Raw genomic sequence first — 19,601 nt, forward strand, 5'->3', positions numbered from 1 at the left:
GCAGACAACGCTCGAAACGACACGACGCTCGAACATCATGGGGGCCATCAAATGACGCTCGGAGTGACAGGTGTGGTGTGGCTGCCACGCACGGCGACGGGAAACTCGACGCGATTGCTCGGTCCTGGACCGGTGCCGTTGCATGTCGCCGGTGGGGCGTGGGGTTCGGTCGCCGCGGCCTTCACCGAGGCATCGGCGAGTATCGCCGCCGTCACCGCGGCACTGACCGCAGGCTGGGAAGGCGAGTCGGCACTGCTCGCTCAGGCTGCGCTCGGCCGCTTCGCGACCTGGACCGCTGCCACGGCAGTCAAGGCAGCGGCGCTCTCGGTCGAGGCCCCGGCGGCAGGCACCTCGTACGGTGTCGCGTTGGCGACCATGCCCTCGCTCGTCGAAATCGGAGCCGTGCAGGCCGCCAAGGTCACCGCCGCCTCGACGGGTGGCGTGATGAACGGCAGCTACGAGGCGGCCGAGGTAGCCGATCGACTGCTCGACATCCGCGCCGCGATGGTGATGGAGGGCTTCGAGCTGGTCTCCTCGCACCGCATCGTCCAGACCACCTTCGACCGGCCGCCGGCCATCGTCTCCGATTCCGGCACCGGCCTCGGCAGATTCGCCGACGGCGCGCTGATGACATCGCCGGTTCAGGCCGCGATCGGCGGCCTGATGGCCGCAACCCAGAATCCCGGTGTTGCCGCGGCGGCAGGTCAGATCGGTAGTGCTGCCACCTCCATCGCCAGTACCGGCGTCTCGACCGTGGCCACCGCCGCGTCCAACATCGGGTCGAGTGCACTGTCCGGTGGCATCGGGGCCGGCGGTGGATTCGCGCCCGGCGTTTCGGCATCTCCAGCCGTCGGTCCGGCGTCCACGCGTCCGGTGTCGTACGGCGCCGGCGCAGGTGGAGCAGGTGGGCTCGGCGGTGGCGGCGGACTTCCTGGTTCGACGTTGGGGCCAGGAGGTGGTGGCTCGATGCCGGCCGGTGCTGTTCAGAGCGGTCAGACGGCGTTCGGCGCACCATCCCCGGCCGATAGCGGCCTCGCTCAGCGCGGAACGGGCGCGGCCGGCGCTCCGGCATCCGGCACGCGCGGGCAGGCCGAGGACGACGAACACCAGACCCCGGACTACCTCAAGCAGTTCGAGCACTTCGCGGACGGCCGCACCGTCGCGCCGTCCGTCATCGGTGCGGACCCGACCGTGCCGGACATCAACGGGAACGGCCGTTGATCGACTTGGGAACCGTGCCGGTGGGCCACACATTGCCGATCGCCTCACTCGGTGCGGACGAGATGGACTTCTTGGTCGACGAACTGTCGATCGCCGAGCTACCCGTCGTCCTGAACGTGTTCCCGCGTTTCGACGACGCAGCTGCGTGGGATTCAGCATTGGAGCGTGGCCGCTGCTCCCTCGACTCGGCCGGACTCTCGGCCGGTGGCCGCGTCCACGAGGATCTTCGGCAGTGGATGCGTGTTCTCGAACAACCTCGCTGGTATGTCTCGGTCCGTGTGTTCGACGTCGAGAGTGCCGAGCCCGTTCCGGCCACTCGGATCTGCGTTGCGTCCGACGATCGGTTGACAGTGTCGGCGGTGCGGCGAGACGACGTGGTCACCATCCGCGCCGTCGACGGTGATCCGGCCCGAGACCTCGCGGTGTCGATAGGCTCGGCTGCGTCGTTCGACCCGGGCAGTATCAATGCGCCCACCGATCTGCTGGCCGAAGCACTCGATGCGGCACCGAGCGACGTCGTGGCAACCGCGTCTCGGCTACGCGGAATCGGGATAGCGCCCGACCGCGCCGCGGCTCTGGCGTCGGCGATGGCCACCTGCGCAGGCAGAACCGAGATCACGGCCGTGGCCCGCAGCAACGGCACCCGCCATGTGGCCGGGAGACCGGTCGCCCTGTTCGACACCCGACCCGGACGCATCCTCGCCACCTCCGCCCTCGCCGCCGACGGCACGTCGTGGAGTTCACTGACCGGCGCAACGGATCGCCGAGTGACCGCTGCGCTGGCCGAGCTGATCGCATCGGCGCAGGGCCTTCTTGCTAGCTGATCGGGTTGTCGGCCTTGTCGCTGCCCTTGCCCTCGAACGGTGGCAGGAACGTGCCCCACCGGACGCAGGACCATCCGCCGTCCGGCAGCGGGAGCAGCTCGACGGTGTGGGTGTTGTCGAGATGGTTGTCGGCCGCGAACGTGCCCTCGACGCCGGCCAGCACCGCCGCGACCAGTCGGATTGCGGCACCGTGGCTGACGACGACGACGTCGCCTGCGGTGTCGTCACCCAGGTACTGCGCGCGGAGGCCGTCGAGCACCGGGACGTAGCGCTCCAGAACCGAATGTCCGCTGTCGCCTCCGGGCACGGTCGCCGCCAGATCTCCGGCGTGCCAGCGACTGAAGATCTCGGTGAACTCCCGGTGCGCGTCCGGGTCGTCGCGGTCCTCCAGATCTCCCGCGAAGGTCTCCTGGATTCCCTCGGTCACCAGCAGGGGAACCCCGGTAGCTCGCTCGATGTAGCCGGCAGTCTGCTTGGCGCGCAACGCAACCGAGGACACCAGCACCGCGGGTGGGCGTCCGATCCAGGTCTGCGCGTAGGCCTCGGCCTGCTGGTGCCCCAGCTCGGTGAGTTCGGCTCCCGGCGGTGAGGTGTCCAGCACCTTCGCGACGTTGGCCGTCGTTTGACCGTGCCGGACCAGAATCAGTTTGCCCATCACAGATCACCGCGTCCGGCACGAACGTCTGCTACCCACTGCACATGTTCGTCGATCGGCGGCGGTACCGATCCACCCGTTCCCGTTGTGGTGGGCCAGGATCCGAGGAAGCGCAGGGGCATCTTGCGGTGAAATGCGGCCAGCATCTCCGCGACGAGCGGGTCGTCGATGTGACCCGCGCAGTCGACGAAGAACCTGTACGTTCCGAATCGTGAACGCGTGGGCCGTGATTCGATGAACGTGAGGTCGATGTTGCGAATTCCGAACTCGGCCAACGCTGCCGGCAGTGTGCCCGGATCGTTCGGCGGCTCGAGCACCACCGAAGTGCGGTCGGCACCGGTGCGCGCAGGCACCGATTGCGGCGCGGTCACCAGCACGAAGCGAGTCCTTGCGCCCTCCACGTCGATGATCCCGTCGGCCAACTGCGGCAACTTCAGACGCTCACCGGCGAGCCGCGTCGACACCGCAGCATCGACCATTCCGGCCGCAACGTCTTCCGCTGCACCGGCATTGGACGACGCGGACTGCACCACCGCGTCGGGCATGGCAGCCTGCAGCCACTGGCGCACCTGATTGAGTGCGATCGGGTAGGCGCTGACCGTGCGGGCCGAGTCGAGGGTGACACCGGGACCGCCGAGAATGGTGAAGGCCACCTCGATCTCGGTCTCGGCGACGATCTGCAACCGGCGGCCCTCCGACAACGCGTCGAGCGTCGGCGGAACCGCTCCCTCGATGGAGCTTTCGATGGGTACCACGGCCGCGTCGGCCGCACCCGATCGCACGGCCTCGAGCGCTGACGGCGGGTTCGACGCCGATATCCGCTCGACCACCCCGTCCAGACCGACTGCGCCGAACGTTCCGAGCCTCTCGAACTGAGCAAGCGCCATCTCCGTGAACGTTCCCGATGGGCCGAAGTAAGCGATGCGAGGCACGCCTCGAGGTTACGTTGTCGACGTCCGTGAAGCGATCAAACCGACGTCGACGAGCCGGGCGCGGGCGGCAGCAGCGTCGGCGATCTCGATTCCGAGCAGCACCTCGCGCACCGCCTCGGCCGCCTCGGGGATGAGAGCCCGCAGTGCGGCGACGTTCGGAGCGGCGAGGGCCGAGGCGATGTCGTCCCCGCGCAGCGACGCCACCGTCGCAGCAAGGATCGCGAGCACATCGTCGCCGGAGTCGGCGCGGGCGACGAGGCCCACATCGGCGTGCGAGACCACCGCGAGGACGTCGGCGATGCGCCGTGGGGTGTCGCCGACGTCGATGCCAGGAGTCCGGTGGGCGAGGACGACGGCCTCCGCGGTCTCGGCCACGTCGATCGCGTCGAACATCGGGAAGACGACCAACGGCGAGGGCAACCGCAGCGTGAGCGCATCGGCGAGGTGCTCGACCGGGGCGTCGACGTGGAACCGTACGGCCTCGTAACCGCCGGTCCTACCGGCCCGGAGCTCGTCGGGGTCGATGTCGAGGTGCACCGCGATGCGCCCGAGGTCGTCCGATTCGGACAGTTCGAGCAGGGTCGAAGCCCGCACGACGGGCGGGCCGTACTCGGCTCCACGCGGGGCAGCGGCGACCGAGTGAGCGTCGGCACAGATCGGCTGCAGCAGTCCGTGGACGAGCGCGTTCGGGTCGGGTCGGTGTGGCACACCGAGGGTCAGCGGAATCGGCACGCCTCAACGGTAGACCCGGCTCTGGGTCGTTCCGCAGGCTCCACTCCCGTGGCCTGGGTCTTGCGATCCTCGCCACACCGCGCTAACTTAGGTTTGCCTCACCTACTCGCCTGACCGATCGCATCGGAGGAGCCCATGCTCGGCGCAACCACCACCGGACCGACCACCGCCGAACGCGTGCGCAGTGCCTGCATGCGCGCCGAGGGCGCAGCCCTGGCCATCGACGGCAGCGGCCCGGTGATCACGACCCTGCACCACCTTCGTCCCAACGGGGAGATGATCCTCGCCGTCCCCACCGACTCCCTCGACAGTGCGGTCACCGGGCAGTCCTCCCGTGCCGGAACGCCCGCCGTCCTCGAACTGACCGATCACGCGCCGCTCGCCCTGCGTGAGCCGGTGCGGTCGTTGGTGTGGCTTCGGGGCGATCTACGTCCGGTTCCGGAATCGCTGATGCGACCCATGGCCGGAGCGGTGGCCGCCGAGCATCCGCATCCGGCCCTGCTCGACGTCGGCCACACCACCTCGCTGATGCGTCTGATCGTCACCTCCGCCGTGGTCGCCGACAGCACCGGAGCGGAGCCGGTCGACGTCGACACACTGCTGGCCGCCGAACCCGATCCCTTCTGGGAGATGGAGACCAGCTGGCTCGAGCACCTCGACGCCGACCACCCGGACCTGCTGGCCCAATTGGCCCGACGCCTCCCGCCGTCGCTGCGGCAGGGTCGAATCCGGCCGCTGGGCATCGATCGCTACGGCATTCGACTGCGGATCGAGGGCGAATGCGGCGACAACGACGTCCGGCTGGGATTCACCGAGCCCGTCCAGGACGTCCTCTCCCTCAGTCGAGCGCTTCGCGTTCTCGCCGGTTGCCCGTTCCTGAACGGACTGCGCGCCCGCGGCTGACACCTCACCGCACGAAACAGGGCAGACTCGTGCGGTGATCGACTTCAAGAGCTGGTTGACGCCACCGCCGCCCGCGAGCACGGCTCCGCCGCCCGATGCCCGCGAACGCACCACCATCAAGGTCGAGATCGCGATCGTCCTGCTGGTGACGTTCGGCCTGAGCGGTATGAGCAGCATCCTCTCGCTCGTCGAGGACGCGCTGCAGACCGCTGCCCTGTCCGATCAGACCGTGGCGCTGAACTCGTCGCGGTCGAGTTTCAGCCTGATCGATCTGCTGTTCCAGCTGCTGAGCATCCTGCGTCTGTGCGCCTGGGGTGCCCTGGGGTTGTACCTGCTGTGGCGAGCCGATCTCGCACCACGAGCGATCGGGCTGGCCCGTCCGCGGCTGAAGATCGACCTCGGTCACGGCGTCGGACTGGCCGCACTGATCGGGCTGCCCGGCCTGGCGCTGTATCTGGTGGGCAACGCCCTCGGGTTCAACCTGAACGTCGTTCCCAGCGCCCTCGACGACCACTGGTGGCGCGTGCCCGCACTGATTCTGTACGCGCTGGCCAACTCCGGTGCCGAGGAGATCATCGTCGTGGCGTACCTGATCTCTCGCCTGCGCAGACTCGGTCTGAGCGAGAACGCGTCCCTGCTGTGCTCGTCGCTGCTGCGCGGCAGCTACCACTTCTATCAAGGTGTGGGCGGTGGTGTCGGGAACTTCCTCATGGGCCTGGTGTTCGGCCGCTACTGGCAGCGCACCGGCAGACTGTGGCCCCTGCTGATCGCGCACGCTCTGATCGACATCGTCGCCTTCGTCGGCTACGCCCTCCTGCGCGAACATCTGTCGTGGCTCCCGTGAATCGAACCTCGAGTAAGACCGCTGTTCCCGCGACGACGGTTACAGTCGATTCGTGAACGACGACGATCGCTACGGACGGCACGGCGCGCCGGACCGGCGCACGCCGCCTCCCGGTCGAACGCCGCCACCGAACCGAACGCCGCCGGCGGACAGATCCACGCCCGGCCGGCACGGTCGTCCCGATCCCGCGCCCCGGCAAGGTCCACCCCCGCAGCAGCCTCCGGGTCCACCGCGACCCCGTCAGCAGCCACCCGGGCAACAGCCGCCCCAGCCACGGCCCAACCGCCCGCCGCCGGGCCGACAGCCGCCCCCACGTGGGTATCGACCGGGCCAGCCGCCGCCGGAGGGTACCGAGTTCATCCGACGCGACGGCCGCCCCATTCCCGGGCCGGACGGGCCACCTCGGCCGACACCGGTTCCACGCGACAGCCCTCAGCAGGCCTGGTCGCAGGCACCCGAACCTCGTTCGGCACAGTCGTATCCAGCACAGTCGTATCATGCACAGTCGAATCCGGCTCGAGCGGATGCGGCGAATTCGACGCGTCAGTACTCACGTTCGCAGGACGATCCACCGGGTCGCACCGGATACGCGCCGCGTCAGCAGCCGGAGCCGTTCACCGAGGAGCGCAGGCAACCGCCTGTGCAGCGGGCGCTACGTCGTCCCGAACCTGTTCGGCCGCAACGTGATTCTCGGCCACCGAAAGCGGCGAAGCCGCGCAGGCGCCGACGCTGGGGACGACGCTTCCTGATCGTGTTGCTGGTTCTCGTGCTGGGTATCGGAGGTGTCGTCTACTACGTCGACAGCTCGTTGACGCGCGTGGACTCCCTCACCTCGTATCCCGGGCGCATCGGCGACACCCCCGGCACCAACTGGCTTCTCGTCGGGTCGGATTCGCGGGCCGGCCTGACGCCGGAGCAGGAAGCCGCGCTCGCGACCGGCGGCGAGGTGGGCCCGAGCCGCACCGACACGATCATTCTGATTCACATCCCCGAGGGCAGCGGCGCGCCGACGATGGTCAGCCTGCCGCGCGATTCGTACGTGTCGATTCCGGGCAACGGCCAGGACAAGCTCAACGCGGCCTTCGCATTCGGTGGGCCGCCACTGCTGGTGGAGACGGTCGAGGGTGCAACCGGTGTGCACATCGATCATTACGCCGAGATCGGATTCGGTGGCTTCGCCGGGATCGTCGACGCGGTCGGTGGAGTGAACGTGTGCGTGCAGAATGCAATCGACGATCCGTTGGCGGGCATCAACATTGCCGCCGGTTGTCAGGATCTCACCGGAGCCGAGGCGCTCGGATTCGTGCGCTCGCGCGCGACGGCACTGGCCGACATCGACCGCATGAACAATCAACGCGCGTTCATGTCGGCCCTTCTGGAAAAGGCAACGAGCGCTTCGACTTTCCTCAACCCACTGCGGTTGTGGCCGCTGGTGTCCGACACCGTATCGTCGTTGAGCGTCGACGAGGGAGATCACATCTGGAACCTCGCCGCGCTGGCCTGGGCGATGCGCAGCGGCCCGGTGACCACGACGGTGCCGGTCGGCGGATTCCAGGACTCCGACGTCGGAAACGTTCTGCTGTGGGACGACACTCGCGCGCCGGCATTCTTCGACGCCATCGCACAGGATCGCGAGATCCCGCCGGAACTGCTGACCGGCGGCCCCTGATCGGCAGGCGTGAGCGGTGGGCGGGAGCGGAGCCTGCGGAACGACCCTGGGTTGTAGGTTGAGGACCATGACATCGCCGTCTGCCCAGCCCGCCGCCCCCGGTACGTCGTTCCACGACCTTCTGCGCGCCCAGGTCCGGCACGAGTTCACCGCTTCGCAGCAGTACGTCGCCATTGCGGTGTGGTTCGACCGCAACGATCTACCGCAGCTGGCCACGCGTTTCTACGCTCAATCCGCCGAGGAGCGTCGGCACGCGATGATGATGATCCGTTTCCTCATCGACAATCGGCTCGAGGTCGACGCGTCGGGCATCGACGACGTGGTGACGGCATTCCGGTCGGTCGTCGAACCGGTGGAACTGGCACTGACTCAGGAGTCGACGGTGACCGAGCAGATCACCGCGCTCGCGCGCGCTGCCCGGGCCGAAGGCGACTACATCGGCGAGCAGTTCATCCACTGGTTCCTCACCGAGCAGGTCGAGGAGGTGGCGGCGATGCAGAGTCTGCTCAACATCGTTCGCCGGGCCGGAACCAACCTGTTCGACATCGAGCAGTACGTTGCACGCGAGATCGGCTCGACGGTGATCCGCGCCACCAATGCCCCGAAAGAAGCCGGAAGAGCGTAGTTTGCGCCCTGCTCAGAGCGGACATTTAGGATTCACTGTATTAGGCTACGTTCGCCTCAATAAGGTTCGACTTGGATGACAACGCCTCTGACCAGGCATATCGTCCTCGTCATGAGCGTAGACATCAAAGAAACCAGCCACACCAAGTTCCATGCACTTCTCCGCGACCAGATTCGCAACGAGTTCAACGCCTCGCAGCAGTACATCGCCACCGCTGTGTACTTCGCGAATGTCGATCTGCCGCAGCTGGCCAAGCACTTCTACGCGCAGTCGGTCGAAGAGCGCAACCACGCGATGATGATCGTGCAGTACTTCCTCGATCGCGACATCACGGTCGAGCTGACCGGCGTCGACGCGTCGAAGTCCGTCTTCACCGATCCCCGTGAGGCCATCGCCCTGGCGCTTGCGCAGGAGGAGACCGTCACCGAGCAGATCATCGCTCTGGCGAGCACCGCACGCGAAGAGGGCGACTACCTCGGCGAGCAGTTCATGCAGTGGTTCCTCAAGGAGCAGGTCGAGGAAGTTGCCAGCATGAAGACGCTGCTCAACATCGCCGATCGCGCGGGCCACAACCTGTTCGATCTCGAGCAGTTCGTCGCCCGTGAGATGAACACCAGCGTGACGGCCGACTCGGGCGCACCCACCGTCGCCGGCGGATCGCTGTAGATCCCGCCGCACGTCTGGGCAAGTAGCGCGCTCATACGGGTGGCCGCCCGAACAAGGGTTCTTGTTCGGGCGGCCACCCGATGTGCTTTCTCGAGCAATTCCTCTCGGCCGTACATCCGGCCGGGAGCCGTCAGCGCAACGTGACCTGACGACCGCGCAAGCCGTCACGTGAGCGAAGCTGCGCTGCCGTGAGCGGAGCGTCGACAGCGAGAGCCTCGGCCAGCTTCTCACCGAATTCCTTTGTGGGCGCTGCCCATTCGGTGGGGTGCATCTCGGGGTCGAGGTCGAACACCGGCACCAGCAGTCCATGTGTGCGGAACGAACCGGCGTAGCGCGAGCCCTCACCCAAGTTGAGATCACCCGCAGCGTGCAGCCGCGCGAGAGCGAGCATCACGTCGTCCTCACTCTCCGGACGAACCCACCGGATGTGCGCCTTTTCGCCGGCATCCACCCACCACGCCGCGACGACGCCGTCGGCTTCGATCCGCGCCGAGGGCATGATCGCCTGGTTCGCGCGCTCCACGGTGGCAGCCACATCGGCTGCGGGAGTGGCACTTTCGGGGATCCACCAGTTGAAGTCCTGATGGACGGTGATCTCGAGCAGCGCGGACGCGTCGAGCACCTCGGTCAATGCGGGGGTGGCGTCGGTGATCTTCGCGGCTTCGAGCGACTCACCCGCGGACGCGGTGGACACCCAGCCCAATGCGCTACTGATATCTGCTGCAACGTCTTTCGACTGCGTCTGCACCTGTAGGCCGACGAATCCCTCGACGGTGCCCCCGTCTTCGCGCACCAGTGCCGCGACGGCTCCGGGCAGTACCGTTGCCAGCGTGATGGTGCGACCGTCCACGGTGATCGGCGCGGTTGCCGTCGCCGACGGGACGAACTCACGCAGCGCTACGAGGTCGCATTCGGCAGCGAGGCCTTCGAACGGGCGCGTCGACGCCGATTCGATGCTCGCCCGTTCCGCTTCCCGCTGCGCGAGCTTCGCTGCGCGGTTGCTGTCCTGCTTCGGTCCACTGTTTCTTTTGCTCTTACCCACGCCCGAAAACCTACACGTTCTTCGATTCGAGCCAGGCTCGCGTTCGACCGGGATGGTTGGTGGCAATCCAGCCGACACCGAGCTCGCGGCACAGCTCCACGTCCTCTTTCTCGTCGACGGTCCACACGTAACTGGCCCGGCCGGACGCTGCTGCGCGGTCGATGATGGCCGGGTGCTCACGTAGTGCACCTATCGACGGACCGACAGCGGTGGCCCCGACGGTCGTCGCCGCTCCCCCACCGAGGTAGTGCGAGCTGTCGCCGAGGAGCACCGTCGGAAGCATCGGAGCCGACCGCCGTACGCGCCAGACGGCCGATGGCGCGAACGACATGATGACCGCGCGCGAGTGGTCGGCCGACGCGGGTGCCCCGATCCCGAACGTGTGCAGCTCGGCGAGAACCTTGCTCTCGATCAGCGAGCCGTACCGCACGGGGTGCTTGGTTTCGATGAAAAGTTTCACCGGCTTGCTGGTCCAGTCCAGGACGAGCGAGATGAGGTCGTGCAAGGTCAGAAGTTCGGCGGGTTCGTCGGCGTCGCCGTAGTTCAGTCGGGCGAGTTCGGCGAAATCCATCTCGCTGACGATGCCGGTGCCGTTCGAGGTTCGATCGACCCGGCGATCGTGCACGCACACGATGTGCCCGTCCTTGGTGAGCCGCACGTCGCATTCGACGCCGTCCGCTCCCTCGCGCAGCGCGAGGTCGTAGGCGGCGAGAGTGTGTTCCTTCTTGGCCGCGGACGCACCTCGATGCGCGACGACCAGTGGCCCACGACGATCGGGACTCACGACGCCGTCACCGCCTCGGATTCGTACTCGGGTTCCTTGTCTTCGGGCTGTTTTTCTTCGGGCTGCTGCTGTTCGGGCTGGTTCGGCTTGTGTTCGGTGCCGGTGGCGATCACCCAGCGGGTCGGTCGTGACACGGCGGAGCCGCGCAGCGTGCGGCCTTCGAGTCGGCGCATCACGGCCAGGGTCGATACGGCCGAGACCGCGGCCACCAGTGCCACGAACGCCGACAACAGAACTCCGTCGGCGCGGGCCTGAAGCGAATCGCGCAGGTTCCACAACAGTTGGACGATCACCAGCGCATTGCTCGCTGCCCAGAGCGCCCACCAGATGCGAACCAGTGTCAGTTCGCGGTGCACGTCGGCATCGGCACCGCCTCTGAGGCGGACCACCTCGGTGAGGTAGACCCCTGGCATCACGATGCGGACGAACGGCAGCATCGACATCAGCAACATCGTGCGCACCGAGCGCGGATCGCTGGAGCCGGCGGCAGCGAAGGTACGTCTGCGCCGGTCGATCAGCCAGCAGGACGAGGTGATCAGCGCCGCCAGACCGATGAGGAGTGCACCGACCTGAGCGAAGTACACCAAGGCGTCGGACACGGCCAGGGTGATCGGCGAAATGAGTCGCACTCGGTTGTGCAGCAGGATCCCGTACCTGAACACTTCGGCGAACGCGGCGAGCGCCAGCAACATCGCGGTGACGAGGACCAGGTTCTGAGCGTTGGCTGCGTATCGCTCGACGCGACCGATGCTGCGATCGGCCTCGGGGTCGCGGGGTACGTCGCGCAAGCCCCAGGTGGGTGTCGAGGTGTAGTGCGGCGTCGGGGTCGGCGATACGGATCGGCTGCGGCGCTCGGCTCTACTCGACGAGATCGCCGGTCGGGCTACCCATCGGAAGTTTCGGGCACCGTGCGCGGGCGCCCTGGTGGACACCGGCGAGAGCAGTACTCCGTGGCAGCGGGGGCACCACGTACCCGGCCGTGCGCCGACAGCCCAACGAGTGCTGCAGCGGGCACAGACCTGGAACGCCTGAGCGCGTCCCTGCGGTGCCGACATCTAGATGATTCTCGCTTCGTGGTCGTCGTCGCGCTGGATCGGTCGACCAGCGGCCTGCCAGGCGAGCATCCCACCGTCGACGTTGATCGCGTCGTATCCCACGCGGTTGAGGTATTCGACGACGCGCGCCGAGCGACCACCGGCTTTGCAGACGACGTACACCTCGGACTGGTTGTCGATCTCACCGGCGCGCGATGGGATGTCGCCCATCGGGATGTGAACGGCGTCGGGTGCGTGTCCGGCTTGCCACTCGTCGTCCTCGCGCACGTCGAGCAGGATGGCCGCCGTCGGGAACGGCACCGGAAGACGATCGACGGTGACGGCGGGAGACTGCTCGGGATGCGACACACCTCGATCTTGTCACGCGTCCGCGCGGGCCTGCCACCCGTGTCCTTTCGACCGAAGCGCCGTCTTGCTATGACCTGCGTCACTCGAGTCACATAAGTTATCCACAGCATCCACAGATCGATCCACAGAATCGGGGCCTGTGCCGGTTTCTATCCACAGGTCAAAGCTCCGAGTCGGTCTCGCGGTGTACCGAATACCAACTCCGCCTGTGGATCGATGGTGATTTGACACAGCGGTCGTCTGCGCTTCCGATAATCCGCTGTTTAGGCTGGCGAACATGACTTCCACAGAGCTGCGCGTCTTCACCGAACCGCAACAAGGCGCCACGTACGACGAACTGCTCCGCGTCGCGAAAGCTGCCGAGGAGTTCGGCTACGGCGCATTCTTCCGGTCCGACCACTACCTCGCGATGAGCGGCGACGGCGGCCCCGGCCCCACCGATGCCTGGATCACCCTGGCCGGGCTCGCCCGCGAGACCTCGACCATTCGGCTCGGCACCCTCGTCACCTCCGCGACCTTCCGCTACCCGGGGCCGCTGGCCATCAGCGTCGCCCAGGTCGACGCGATGAGCGGTGGTCGCGTCGACCTCGGGCTCGGTGCGGGCTGGTTCGAGGACGAACACAAGGCCTACGGCATTCCGTTCCCGCCGCTCGGCGAACGCTTCGACCGTCTCGAAGAGCAACTTGCCGTCGTCACCGGACTCTGGAACACACCCGTCGGCGAGACCTTCTCGCACGCGGGCACGCACTATCCCGTCACCGACTCCCCCGCGCTGCCCAAGCCGGTGCAGACACCGCACCCGCCCATCGTCATCGGCGGCGGAGGCAAGAAGCGCACCCCGGCACTCGCCGCGAAATACGCCGACGAGTTCAACATCCCCTTCGCCTCGCTGGCCGACACCGAGACCCAGTTCGGTCGCGTCCGCGCAGCCTGCACAGCCGCCGACCGCGACCCCGACTCCCTCGTCTACTCCAACGCCCTCGTCCTCTGCTGCGGCCGCACCGAAGAAGAAATCGCACGACGCGCCGCCGCCATCGGCCGCGAGGTGTCCGAACTACGCGAGAACGGCGCCGCAGGAAGCCCAGCCGAACTCGTCGACAAAATCGGCAGCTTCGGAGCCATCGGCGCGACCCGCGTATACCTGCAGACCATGGATCTCACCGATCTCGATCACCTCGAACTCGTCGCATCCGAGGTTCTTCCGCAGCTCTGACCGACCAGAAACCGACCCGCCCGAGTCCACTCAACGTGACATCGACTGCCCAAAAGTCCACTGAATGTCACATTGAGTACCCATGGGGGCTCGGTCAGGCGGCGGATCGGGTGCGTAGGCGTGAGTAGTGCGCGCTGATGTGTCGTGCGGCGGGCAGTTCGATCCAGCGGTAGATGATTTCGGCGAGTGCGGCGGTGCCGGCCAGGAATGCCAGGACGGCGGCGGTGGGGCCCAGGTGCGGTTCGACGGTTGCGTAGATGCGGTAGAGCACGAGGGTGTGGATCAGGTAGATCGCGTAGCTGCGGGTGCCGATCCACTTGACGACGGGCCAGCGGGTGATGGGTCCGTCGTATCGGGCGAGGACGAGGACGGTGCCGGTGACGACCAGCAGGGTCCATAGGTAGGTGCCGCCCATCCAGAAGGTGTGGACTTCGATGGCCAGTCGGATCACTTCGATCTGGGCGATGACGCCGAGGACGACCCATCGCCAGGTGATCAGTCGTGCCCATCCGAGGTAGATGATCTGGCCGAGGAACAGGGTCGGGAGTACGCCCGCGACCTTGGTCAGGAACGGGATCGTGTACGGCTGCGGGAGGTAGAGGTTGTAGACGATCACCAGCGCGCACAGTGCTGCGCCGACCAGTGGCACCACGATGGGCCTGGTGCGCAGCGTTCCGCGCATGGAGATGCAGTAGAGGTAGAACACGATCTGCACGACGAGGGTCCAGGTGACACCGAGGACGGCGACCTCGGGTCGGAGGAAGAAGCCACCGAGGAAGAAGCTGAGAAATGCCTCCCCGTTGGTGATGCCGGGTTGGCCGCTGAACATTCCGTTGAGTCCGAGCTTGACGAGGATGACGGCCATCGCGATGGCGAACCAGAGGGCCGGGACGAGGCGGGCGAGACGAGCGACCATGAAGTCCCGACGCGATTGCCGCATGGCGGATCGGGTGATCAGCAGGCCGGTGAGCAGCATGAAGATGCTGACGCCGACGAAGGACAGGTGCATGTTGAGGCCGGCGTCCTGGATCAGGACGGTGTCGACGACGTCGATCATCCACCAGCCGCCGCCGACGTCGTCGAGCAGATAGAACGAGATGTGCGAGTAGAGCACCGCGAGGACGGCGATGACGCGAAGGAGGTCGGCACCGTCCATCTGCACTCGGGGCGCGATCACCGGCTGTACGGCGACGGACTCGTCGACCGTGTTCCGGCTCGGTCGGTCCCCATCCACACCCTGGAGTTTAGGTTCCGTTCATGTATTGGACCAATCCGCGGCCGATGCGCAACTGTTTCGTGATATTCGGAGCGGATTCACAGCCGAACAATTCGACTGTCTCGTTCACGCGAAATTATTCCGAGAAAAGCATCTCGGTTACAACTGTTGCACTGGGGGTAGGAATGAGATTGGGTTGAACCCTACGAATGATCCGCAGTAGGACGAACGTGCCCGCATCACACGATGGGTACGGCGTCGTTAGAGAAGGGAACCACGTGTCCGAGTACACCTTGCCCGACCTTGATTTCGATTACTCCGCCCTCGAGCCGCACATCTCGGGCGAGATCAACGAGCTTCACCATTCCAAGCACCACGCCACCTATGTCGCAGGCGCCAACACCGCGGTCGAAAAGCTCGCCGCAGCGCGTGACAACGACGATCATGCAGCCATTTTCCTGCTGGAGAAGAACCTCGCGTTCCACCTCGGTGGCCACGTCAACCACTCCATCTGGTGGAAGAACCTCTCGCCCAACGGTGGCGACAAGCCCGAGGGTGAGCTCGCTGCCGCGATCGACGACCAGTTCGGTTCGTTCGACAAGTTCCGCGCACAGTTCACCGCTGCCGCCAACGGCCTGCAGGGCTCCGGCTGGGCAGTTCTGGGCTACGACTCGCTGGGCAAGAAGCTGCTCACCTTCCAGCTCTACGATCAGCAGGCCAACGTGCCGCTCGGCATCATCCCGCTGCTCCAGGTCGACATGTGGGAGCACGCCTTCTACCTGCAGTACAAGAACGTCAAGGCCGATTACGTGAAGGCGTTCTGGAACGTCGTCAACTGGGCCGACGTCCAGGCTCGTTTCGAGGCCGCGACGTCGAAGACCCCGGGTCTGATCTTCCCGTAACCGAGGAGATCGCCGACAGTCGAACAACTGCGAGACAGGGCCACCGCATCCATTGCGGTGGCCCTGTCTCGTCGAACGAGTCATGCCTTCGCTGCCGCAGGGATCGCCCGAATCGAGGCGATCCCCGCGGTCGAGCATCGCGAATGCCCGGCAGCGCCGGGGGCGGCTACGTTTCGGCTGGCACTCTCCCCATCTTGTGTGCCAGCCGTTTTCACGTCATTCTCTTCCTACCCAACGTCGTGTACCCGGCTTCGAGCCCTGTACCTGTCTGGGAGGAATGCGCAATGGACGATCGAGATCTCATCGGTGTCTCGCCTTTTCACGCCGCCGGTCTGCTGCGCGGATTCGTGATCTCCGGCCGCTGGCCGGACACCACCAAGGAATGGGCACAATTTCTGGCCCTCGCCGTGCGGGTGGCCTCGATGCCGGGCCTGTTGGCGACGTCGACGGTGTTCGGGGTGCGGGAGGAGTTGCCCGACGACCCCGCGCCGGGGACGGTCGGCTTGGTCGTCGCCGAGGGTCCGGTGATCGGAGATTTCGCGTTGGCTCCCGGACGGTTCGCCGCGCAGCAACCCGCCGCATTGCTGATGCTGCATCCACCGTCGGAGACGACACCGACACTCCCGGAGTGTGCGGGCGCGGCGTCCGGCTGCGTTCTGCTCCCCGGTCTTCCGCATCTCGGCCTCGATCACCGGGCGGCGTGGGTGGAGGCCGAATCCGACGGCACCGTGACCTCGATGGTCAGCCGGGTCGGCCTCGATCCGATCAGCGATCCCGACACCGCAGTTTTGGCAATGCTCCTCGCCTCCTGACCGCTCCCCGCACACGATTTTTCGGGTGCCCAAACTTATTGGCGCATTGGACAATTCACGAAACGGCACTTAAAGTCGTCTACAGCGAAGGGGAGTAGCCCCCAATCAACGTGTCGACATACTGGCCGTAAAACTGCGACCCGGCACCTGAACCGGTTCTTCCGGTGGGCGAGACCTTCGGTCCGTTCGACGACCGAGGAGTCTTCTGTGCTGTCCGCATTACTGTTGAGTTTCGCTGTCATTTTCGTCGCCGAGCTGGGTGACAAATCCCAGCTCATGGCCATGACATTCGCCCTGCGCTACAAGTGGTACGTCGTCATCGGCGGCATCACCGTCGCCACCACCGTTGTGCACCTGGTATCGGTCGCGGTCGGCCACTTCCTCGGGGTGTCGATTCCCACCGAGCTGATCTCCATCGTCGGCGGCGTCGCGTTCGTCATCTTCGGACTCTGGACGCTGCGCGGCGATTCCCTGTCCGACGACGAGGGCGCGAAAGCCTCCCGGGTCACCAAATCCGCGTTCCTCGCGATCGCCTCGGCGTTCTTCCTCGCCGAGCTGGGCGACAAGACGATGCTGGCCACCGTCACTCTCGCCGCCGACAACGACTGGGTCGGCGTCTGGATCGGCTCGACGGTCGGCATGGTCGCGGCAGATGCACTCGCCATCGTGGTCGGCGCAGTGCTCGGAAAGCACTTGCCGGAACGCATCATTCAGTACGGCGCGGCCATCCTGTTCTTCGTCTTCGGTGCCGTCCTGTTCTTCGAGGGCCTGATGCCGGGCACCGCAGCCCCGTACATCGCTGCCGCAGCGGTTGTCGTGATGTCCGCCGTCGTCGTCGCCGTGTTCGTTCGACGCTCCCGCACCCGGGCCGCACGTGAATCGGAGAAGCAGACCACCATCGAACGCGCCTGACCTTGGTTTACACTCCTCTCCCGGGAGGGGTGCATGGACGACGACCAGCAGGTGAGCACGACCGATGCGGCGCACCACTCGACCGATCGGCTGATCCGAATCACCGGCCGATTCGTCGGTGTCGGTTACGGGGCGTACCTGCTGCTGTTGATTCCCGATATCGCACGCACCGGAAACGTCGTTCCCGGGTGGTGGACTCCGACGACAGTGGCCGTCGTGTTCGGCACCGGTTTCGCCTTCGCGGCCTCCACATTTCACCCCAGCATCGGAGTGATTCGTACGGCCGGATCCATCGCCGCGCTGGCGTTCCCGGTCATGGCCGCGCTGTGGTGGACTGCCTGGGACGGCGTGACGTTCGATCAGGGGGGAACGTTTCTCGCGGCATTTCCCGGCGTGGCGGCACTTGCTGCTGCGACGGTGTGGCACCCCGTCCCGGCGTTCGTTCACATGACCGTCAGCGTCGTTCTCGTACAACTCTCCAATCAAGCTGTGCGAGAACCGTTCCCCCGCAGCAACATCGTCGCGGAGATCTGCTTCGCAATGATGTTCTGCACGGTGTTCGTCGCCGCAACACTGGCCGCGGTACGTACCGGACGCATTCTCGACGCGACGATCTCCACAACACACGACGACGCAGCCCGGGCGGCTGCGGCCACCGCGCGCGAGGTCGAGCGCGAACGGTTGGACGCGCTGATCCACGACGAGGTCATGTCCTCATTGCTCGCCGTGACTCGCCACGGCCGCACGCCCAGCCTGGCGCGTCAGGCCCGCTCGGCTCTGATGCATCTGGATGACCTGACCACGGGCATCGTCCTCGAAACGTTCTCGGCCGACGAGGTTTTGGCTCAGCTCCGTTCTGCCGCAACGACGGTCGACGAGTCGATCGAATTCACCGTGAAAGACGACTTGCTGGAGCGGACGGAGCAGTACCCGGTCGAGACAGTACGAGCCATCGCTGCCGCACTGGCCGAAGCGTTGCGCAACAGTCTGATTCACGCACAGGCATCGAAACGGTCGGTCACAGCCCGGCTGGCTCCGTCGACGGTGGAGATCACCGTGATGGACGACGGCATCGGCTTCGATCGACGCTCGGTGCCGCCCCACCGACTCGGCGTCGCCGTCAGCATCGAGGGCCGGATGCGTCAGCTCGACGGCGGATCTGCCGACATCGTGTCCTCCGCCGCAGGCACCATCGTGCGATTGGGCTGGAAGCGATGAACGGCGAGGACGTTCGCGATCTGCTGTCGATGAAGTCGGCAGCTGCATATGCGGTTGCCGGATTCTTCATCCTCGCGTGCCTGGTGTGTGCATCGACGACCCTGACCGGGGTGTCCGCGGTGTGGCCCGAATACGCAGCGGTGCTGGTGCTCTCGGCCGCTGTCATCCTGTTGCTCCGCGCGCCGGGTGACCCACCGAGCCTGCGGTCGACCGTACTGATGACCCTATCGGGCCCGGTGGCAGCCGCCCTGGTCTTCACAGTGGTGCCGGTACCGCTGAACGGGAGCCTGCAGACGTGGCCGCTTGGCATGCCACTGGTGATCTACACCTTCATGTGTGTGCGCGGTCGGACGCTGGCCGCGTGGGTCGGGTTGACACTGACCATGTCCGTGGCCATCGGATGGGCGGTCGTGACGGGTCAGGGATTTCTGTACGGACTTTCGTTCAGCGCCATCAACATCGCGCCGCTGTTGATGTCGACGTTCTTCGCGTTCACCATCCGTCCGCTGGCCGCGGCAATTTTCGAGCTGCGCAGGCAGTCGACGGTGCGCATCGCGTCCCAGGCTGCCGCGGCGGCAGTTCTCGAGGAACGCGACGCTCGGCTGGCCAGTCTCGACGCGTTGGCCCGTCCGCTACTGGAGCGCATCGCCGACGGTCCCGATCCCACCGACGAGGAGATCCTCGCGTGTCGGCTACTCGAAGCCGAACTTCGCGACACCCTGCGCGCCCGCGGTCTGGTTCGACCCGACCTCGCTCGCGCGGCCAGGTCTGCGCGGGCCCGCGGGGTTGAGGTGATGCTGCTCGACGACCGATCTCCGAACGCTCTCGACGACGACGCCCGAGAACGCATCGTGGCCGCCGCGTCGAGCGCACTCGATGCCGCCGAAGCAGGCGCGGTGACGGTCCGGCTCCTACCTCCTGGCCGCCCCGTGGCGGCGACGATTCTGCTCGACGACCTGGGCGACGGTGCACACCGAGTCGAGTACGACCACACCGGGCGCAACCGTAGCTGACGGCCGGGTTTGGGC

At 66.4% G+C, this 19,601-nt stretch carries 21 protein-coding genes; 13 read left to right on the plus strand and 8 right to left on the minus strand.

Annotated elements, in window-relative coordinates; translation table 11 throughout:
* Nucleotides 1-51 precede the first annotated feature (51 nt).
* A complete protein-coding gene (locus CH273_RS28375) occupies nt 52-1,221 on the plus strand; it encodes a PPE domain-containing protein (protein WP_052049816.1) in 1,170 nt (389 codons plus the stop codon).
* Nucleotides 1,218-2,045: an ESX secretion-associated protein EspG gene (locus tag CH273_RS15025; protein ID WP_032396462.1), complete on the plus strand. Its 828-nt coding sequence runs from the start codon at nt 1,218-1,220 to the stop codon at nt 2,043-2,045. Before CH273_RS28375 ends, CH273_RS15025 begins: the two co-directional genes overlap by 4 nt.
* On the opposite strand, the gene CH273_RS15030 is transcribed toward CH273_RS15025, so the two are convergent.
* From CH273_RS15030 to CH273_RS15040, 3 genes are read right to left on the minus strand one after another with little or no spacing between them, the layout of a single operon-like run.
* A complete protein-coding gene (locus CH273_RS15030; protein WP_032396463.1) occupies nt 2,038-2,703 on the minus strand; it encodes a histidine phosphatase family protein in 666 nt (221 codons plus the stop codon). The genes CH273_RS15025 and CH273_RS15030 overlap by 8 nt on opposite strands.
* Nucleotides 2,700-3,632 (minus strand): prephenate dehydratase, encoded by a 933-nt coding sequence (gene pheA / locus CH273_RS15035; RefSeq protein WP_032396464.1) that lies wholly within the window; start codon nt 3,630-3,632, stop codon nt 2,700-2,702. The genes CH273_RS15030 and pheA overlap by 4 nt, the downstream gene beginning before the upstream one ends.
* Nucleotides 3,633-3,641: 9 nt before the next feature.
* Complete coding sequence (locus tag CH273_RS15040; RefSeq protein WP_032396465.1) at nt 3,642-4,364, minus strand: hypothetical protein; 723 nt, start codon at nt 4,362-4,364, stop codon at nt 3,642-3,644.
* 135 nt (nt 4,365-4,499) lie between these two features.
* Between CH273_RS15040 and CH273_RS15045 the strand changes: the two genes are divergently transcribed.
* The 5 genes from CH273_RS15045 to CH273_RS15065 all read left to right on the plus strand — a co-directional run bounded on the left by CH273_RS15045 (nt 4,500) and on the right by CH273_RS15065 (nt 9,071).
* Entirely contained in the window at nt 4,500-5,267 is a 768-nt protein-coding gene (locus CH273_RS15045; protein WP_032396466.1) for a DUF2470 domain-containing protein, read from the plus strand.
* Between the two features lie 34 nt (nt 5,268-5,301).
* Entirely contained in the window at nt 5,302-6,111 is an 810-nt protein-coding gene (locus CH273_RS15050; RefSeq protein WP_032396467.1) for a CPBP family intramembrane glutamic endopeptidase, read from the plus strand.
* A gap of 358 nt (nt 6,112-6,469) precedes the next feature.
* Nucleotides 6,470-7,780: an LCP family protein gene (locus tag CH273_RS15055; protein WP_371828375.1), complete on the plus strand. Its 1,311-nt coding sequence runs from the start codon at nt 6,470-6,472 to the stop codon at nt 7,778-7,780.
* A 67-nt stretch (nt 7,781-7,847) separates the two neighbouring features.
* Nucleotides 7,848-8,405 (plus strand): ferritin, encoded by a 558-nt coding sequence (locus CH273_RS15060; protein ID WP_032396468.1) that lies wholly within the window; start codon nt 7,848-7,850, stop codon nt 8,403-8,405.
* Between the two features lie 111 nt (nt 8,406-8,516).
* Nucleotides 8,517-9,071 carry a ferritin gene (locus CH273_RS15065; protein ID WP_032396487.1) on the plus strand — a complete coding sequence of 185 codons (555 nt, stop codon included), beginning with the start codon at nt 8,517-8,519 and terminating at the stop codon, nt 9,069-9,071.
* A gap of 130 nt (nt 9,072-9,201) precedes the next feature.
* On the opposite strand, the gene CH273_RS15070 is transcribed toward CH273_RS15065, so the two are convergent.
* From CH273_RS15070 to CH273_RS15085, 4 genes are read right to left on the minus strand one after another with little or no spacing between them, the layout of a single operon-like run.
* Complete coding sequence (locus CH273_RS15070) at nt 9,202-10,113, minus strand: DUF5926 family protein (protein WP_032396469.1); 912 nt, start codon at nt 10,111-10,113, stop codon at nt 9,202-9,204.
* A 10-nt stretch (nt 10,114-10,123) separates the two neighbouring features.
* On the minus strand, nt 10,124-10,897 hold the full coding sequence (locus CH273_RS15075) for a glycerophosphodiester phosphodiesterase (RefSeq protein WP_032396470.1): 774 nt from the start codon (nt 10,895-10,897) through the stop codon (nt 10,124-10,126).
* Nucleotides 10,894-11,952 carry a DUF4328 domain-containing protein gene (locus tag CH273_RS15080; RefSeq protein ID WP_082322551.1) on the minus strand — a complete coding sequence of 353 codons (1,059 nt, stop codon included), beginning with the start codon at nt 11,950-11,952 and terminating at the stop codon, nt 10,894-10,896. The genes CH273_RS15075 and CH273_RS15080 overlap by 4 nt, the downstream gene beginning before the upstream one ends.
* The gene (locus CH273_RS15085) at nt 11,953-12,300 is read right to left on the minus strand and encodes a rhodanese-like domain-containing protein (RefSeq protein WP_032396471.1); all 348 of its coding nucleotides are present in this window, start codon (nt 12,298-12,300) and stop codon (nt 11,953-11,955) included.
* Nucleotides 12,301-12,577: 277 nt separating this feature from the next.
* Between CH273_RS15085 and CH273_RS15090 the strand changes: the two genes are divergently transcribed.
* A complete protein-coding gene (locus tag CH273_RS15090) occupies nt 12,578-13,513 on the plus strand; it encodes an LLM class F420-dependent oxidoreductase (protein WP_032396472.1) in 936 nt (311 codons plus the stop codon).
* A gap of 94 nt (nt 13,514-13,607) precedes the next feature.
* Here the strand turns inward: CH273_RS15090 and CH273_RS15095 are convergent, their stop codons facing one another.
* Nucleotides 13,608-14,747: an acyltransferase family protein gene (locus CH273_RS15095; RefSeq protein WP_052049822.1), complete on the minus strand. Its 1,140-nt coding sequence runs from the start codon at nt 14,745-14,747 to the stop codon at nt 13,608-13,610.
* A gap of 260 nt (nt 14,748-15,007) precedes the next feature.
* Between CH273_RS15095 and CH273_RS15100 the strand changes: the two genes are divergently transcribed.
* From CH273_RS15100 to CH273_RS15120, 5 genes are all read left to right on the plus strand, one after another.
* A complete protein-coding gene (locus tag CH273_RS15100) occupies nt 15,008-15,631 on the plus strand; it encodes a superoxide dismutase (protein ID WP_045197953.1) in 624 nt (207 codons plus the stop codon).
* Between the two features lie 284 nt (nt 15,632-15,915).
* Nucleotides 15,916-16,443 (plus strand): hypothetical protein, encoded by a 528-nt coding sequence (locus tag CH273_RS15105; protein ID WP_032397122.1) that lies wholly within the window; start codon nt 15,916-15,918, stop codon nt 16,441-16,443.
* 207 nt (nt 16,444-16,650) lie between these two features.
* The gene (locus CH273_RS15110) at nt 16,651-17,355 is read left to right on the plus strand and encodes a TMEM165/GDT1 family protein (RefSeq protein ID WP_032397121.1); all 705 of its coding nucleotides are present in this window, start codon (nt 16,651-16,653) and stop codon (nt 17,353-17,355) included.
* Between the two features lie 33 nt (nt 17,356-17,388).
* Nucleotides 17,389-18,573 carry an ATP-binding protein gene (locus CH273_RS15115; RefSeq protein ID WP_032397120.1) on the plus strand — a complete coding sequence of 395 codons (1,185 nt, stop codon included), beginning with the start codon at nt 17,389-17,391 and terminating at the stop codon, nt 18,571-18,573.
* Complete coding sequence (locus tag CH273_RS15120) at nt 18,570-19,586, plus strand: hypothetical protein (protein ID WP_052049989.1); 1,017 nt, start codon at nt 18,570-18,572, stop codon at nt 19,584-19,586. Before CH273_RS15115 ends, CH273_RS15120 begins: the two co-directional genes overlap by 4 nt.
* Nucleotides 19,587-19,601 lie beyond the last annotated feature (15 nt).

This window comes from Rhodococcus sp. 05-339-2, from assembly GCF_002258965.1.
Taxonomy (GTDB): Bacteria; Actinomycetota; Actinomycetes; order Mycobacteriales; family Mycobacteriaceae; genus Rhodococcoides.

Coding starts and splice junctions, on each gene's coding strand:
- CH273_RS28375 (WP_052049816.1), top strand. CDS start 52: ATGACGCTCGGAGTGACAGGTGTGGTGTGGCTGCCACGCACGGCGACG.
- CH273_RS15045 (WP_032396466.1), top strand. CDS start 4,500: ATGCTCGGCGCAACCACCACCGGACCGACCACCGCCGAACGCGTGCGC.
- CH273_RS15060 (WP_032396468.1), top strand. CDS start 7,848: ATGACATCGCCGTCTGCCCAGCCCGCCGCCCCCGGTACGTCGTTCCAC.
- CH273_RS15065 (WP_032396487.1), top strand. CDS start 8,517: ATGAGCGTAGACATCAAAGAAACCAGCCACACCAAGTTCCATGCACTT.
- CH273_RS15080 (WP_082322551.1), bottom strand. CDS start 11,952: ATGTCGGCACCGCAGGGACGCGCTCAGGCGTTCCAGGTCTGTGCCCGC.
- CH273_RS15090 (WP_032396472.1), top strand. CDS start 12,578: ATGACTTCCACAGAGCTGCGCGTCTTCACCGAACCGCAACAAGGCGCC.
- CH273_RS15105 (WP_032397122.1), top strand. CDS start 15,916: ATGGACGATCGAGATCTCATCGGTGTCTCGCCTTTTCACGCCGCCGGT.
- CH273_RS15115 (WP_032397120.1), top strand. CDS start 17,389: ATGGACGACGACCAGCAGGTGAGCACGACCGATGCGGCGCACCACTCG.
- CH273_RS15120 (WP_052049989.1), top strand. CDS start 18,570: ATGAACGGCGAGGACGTTCGCGATCTGCTGTCGATGAAGTCGGCAGCT.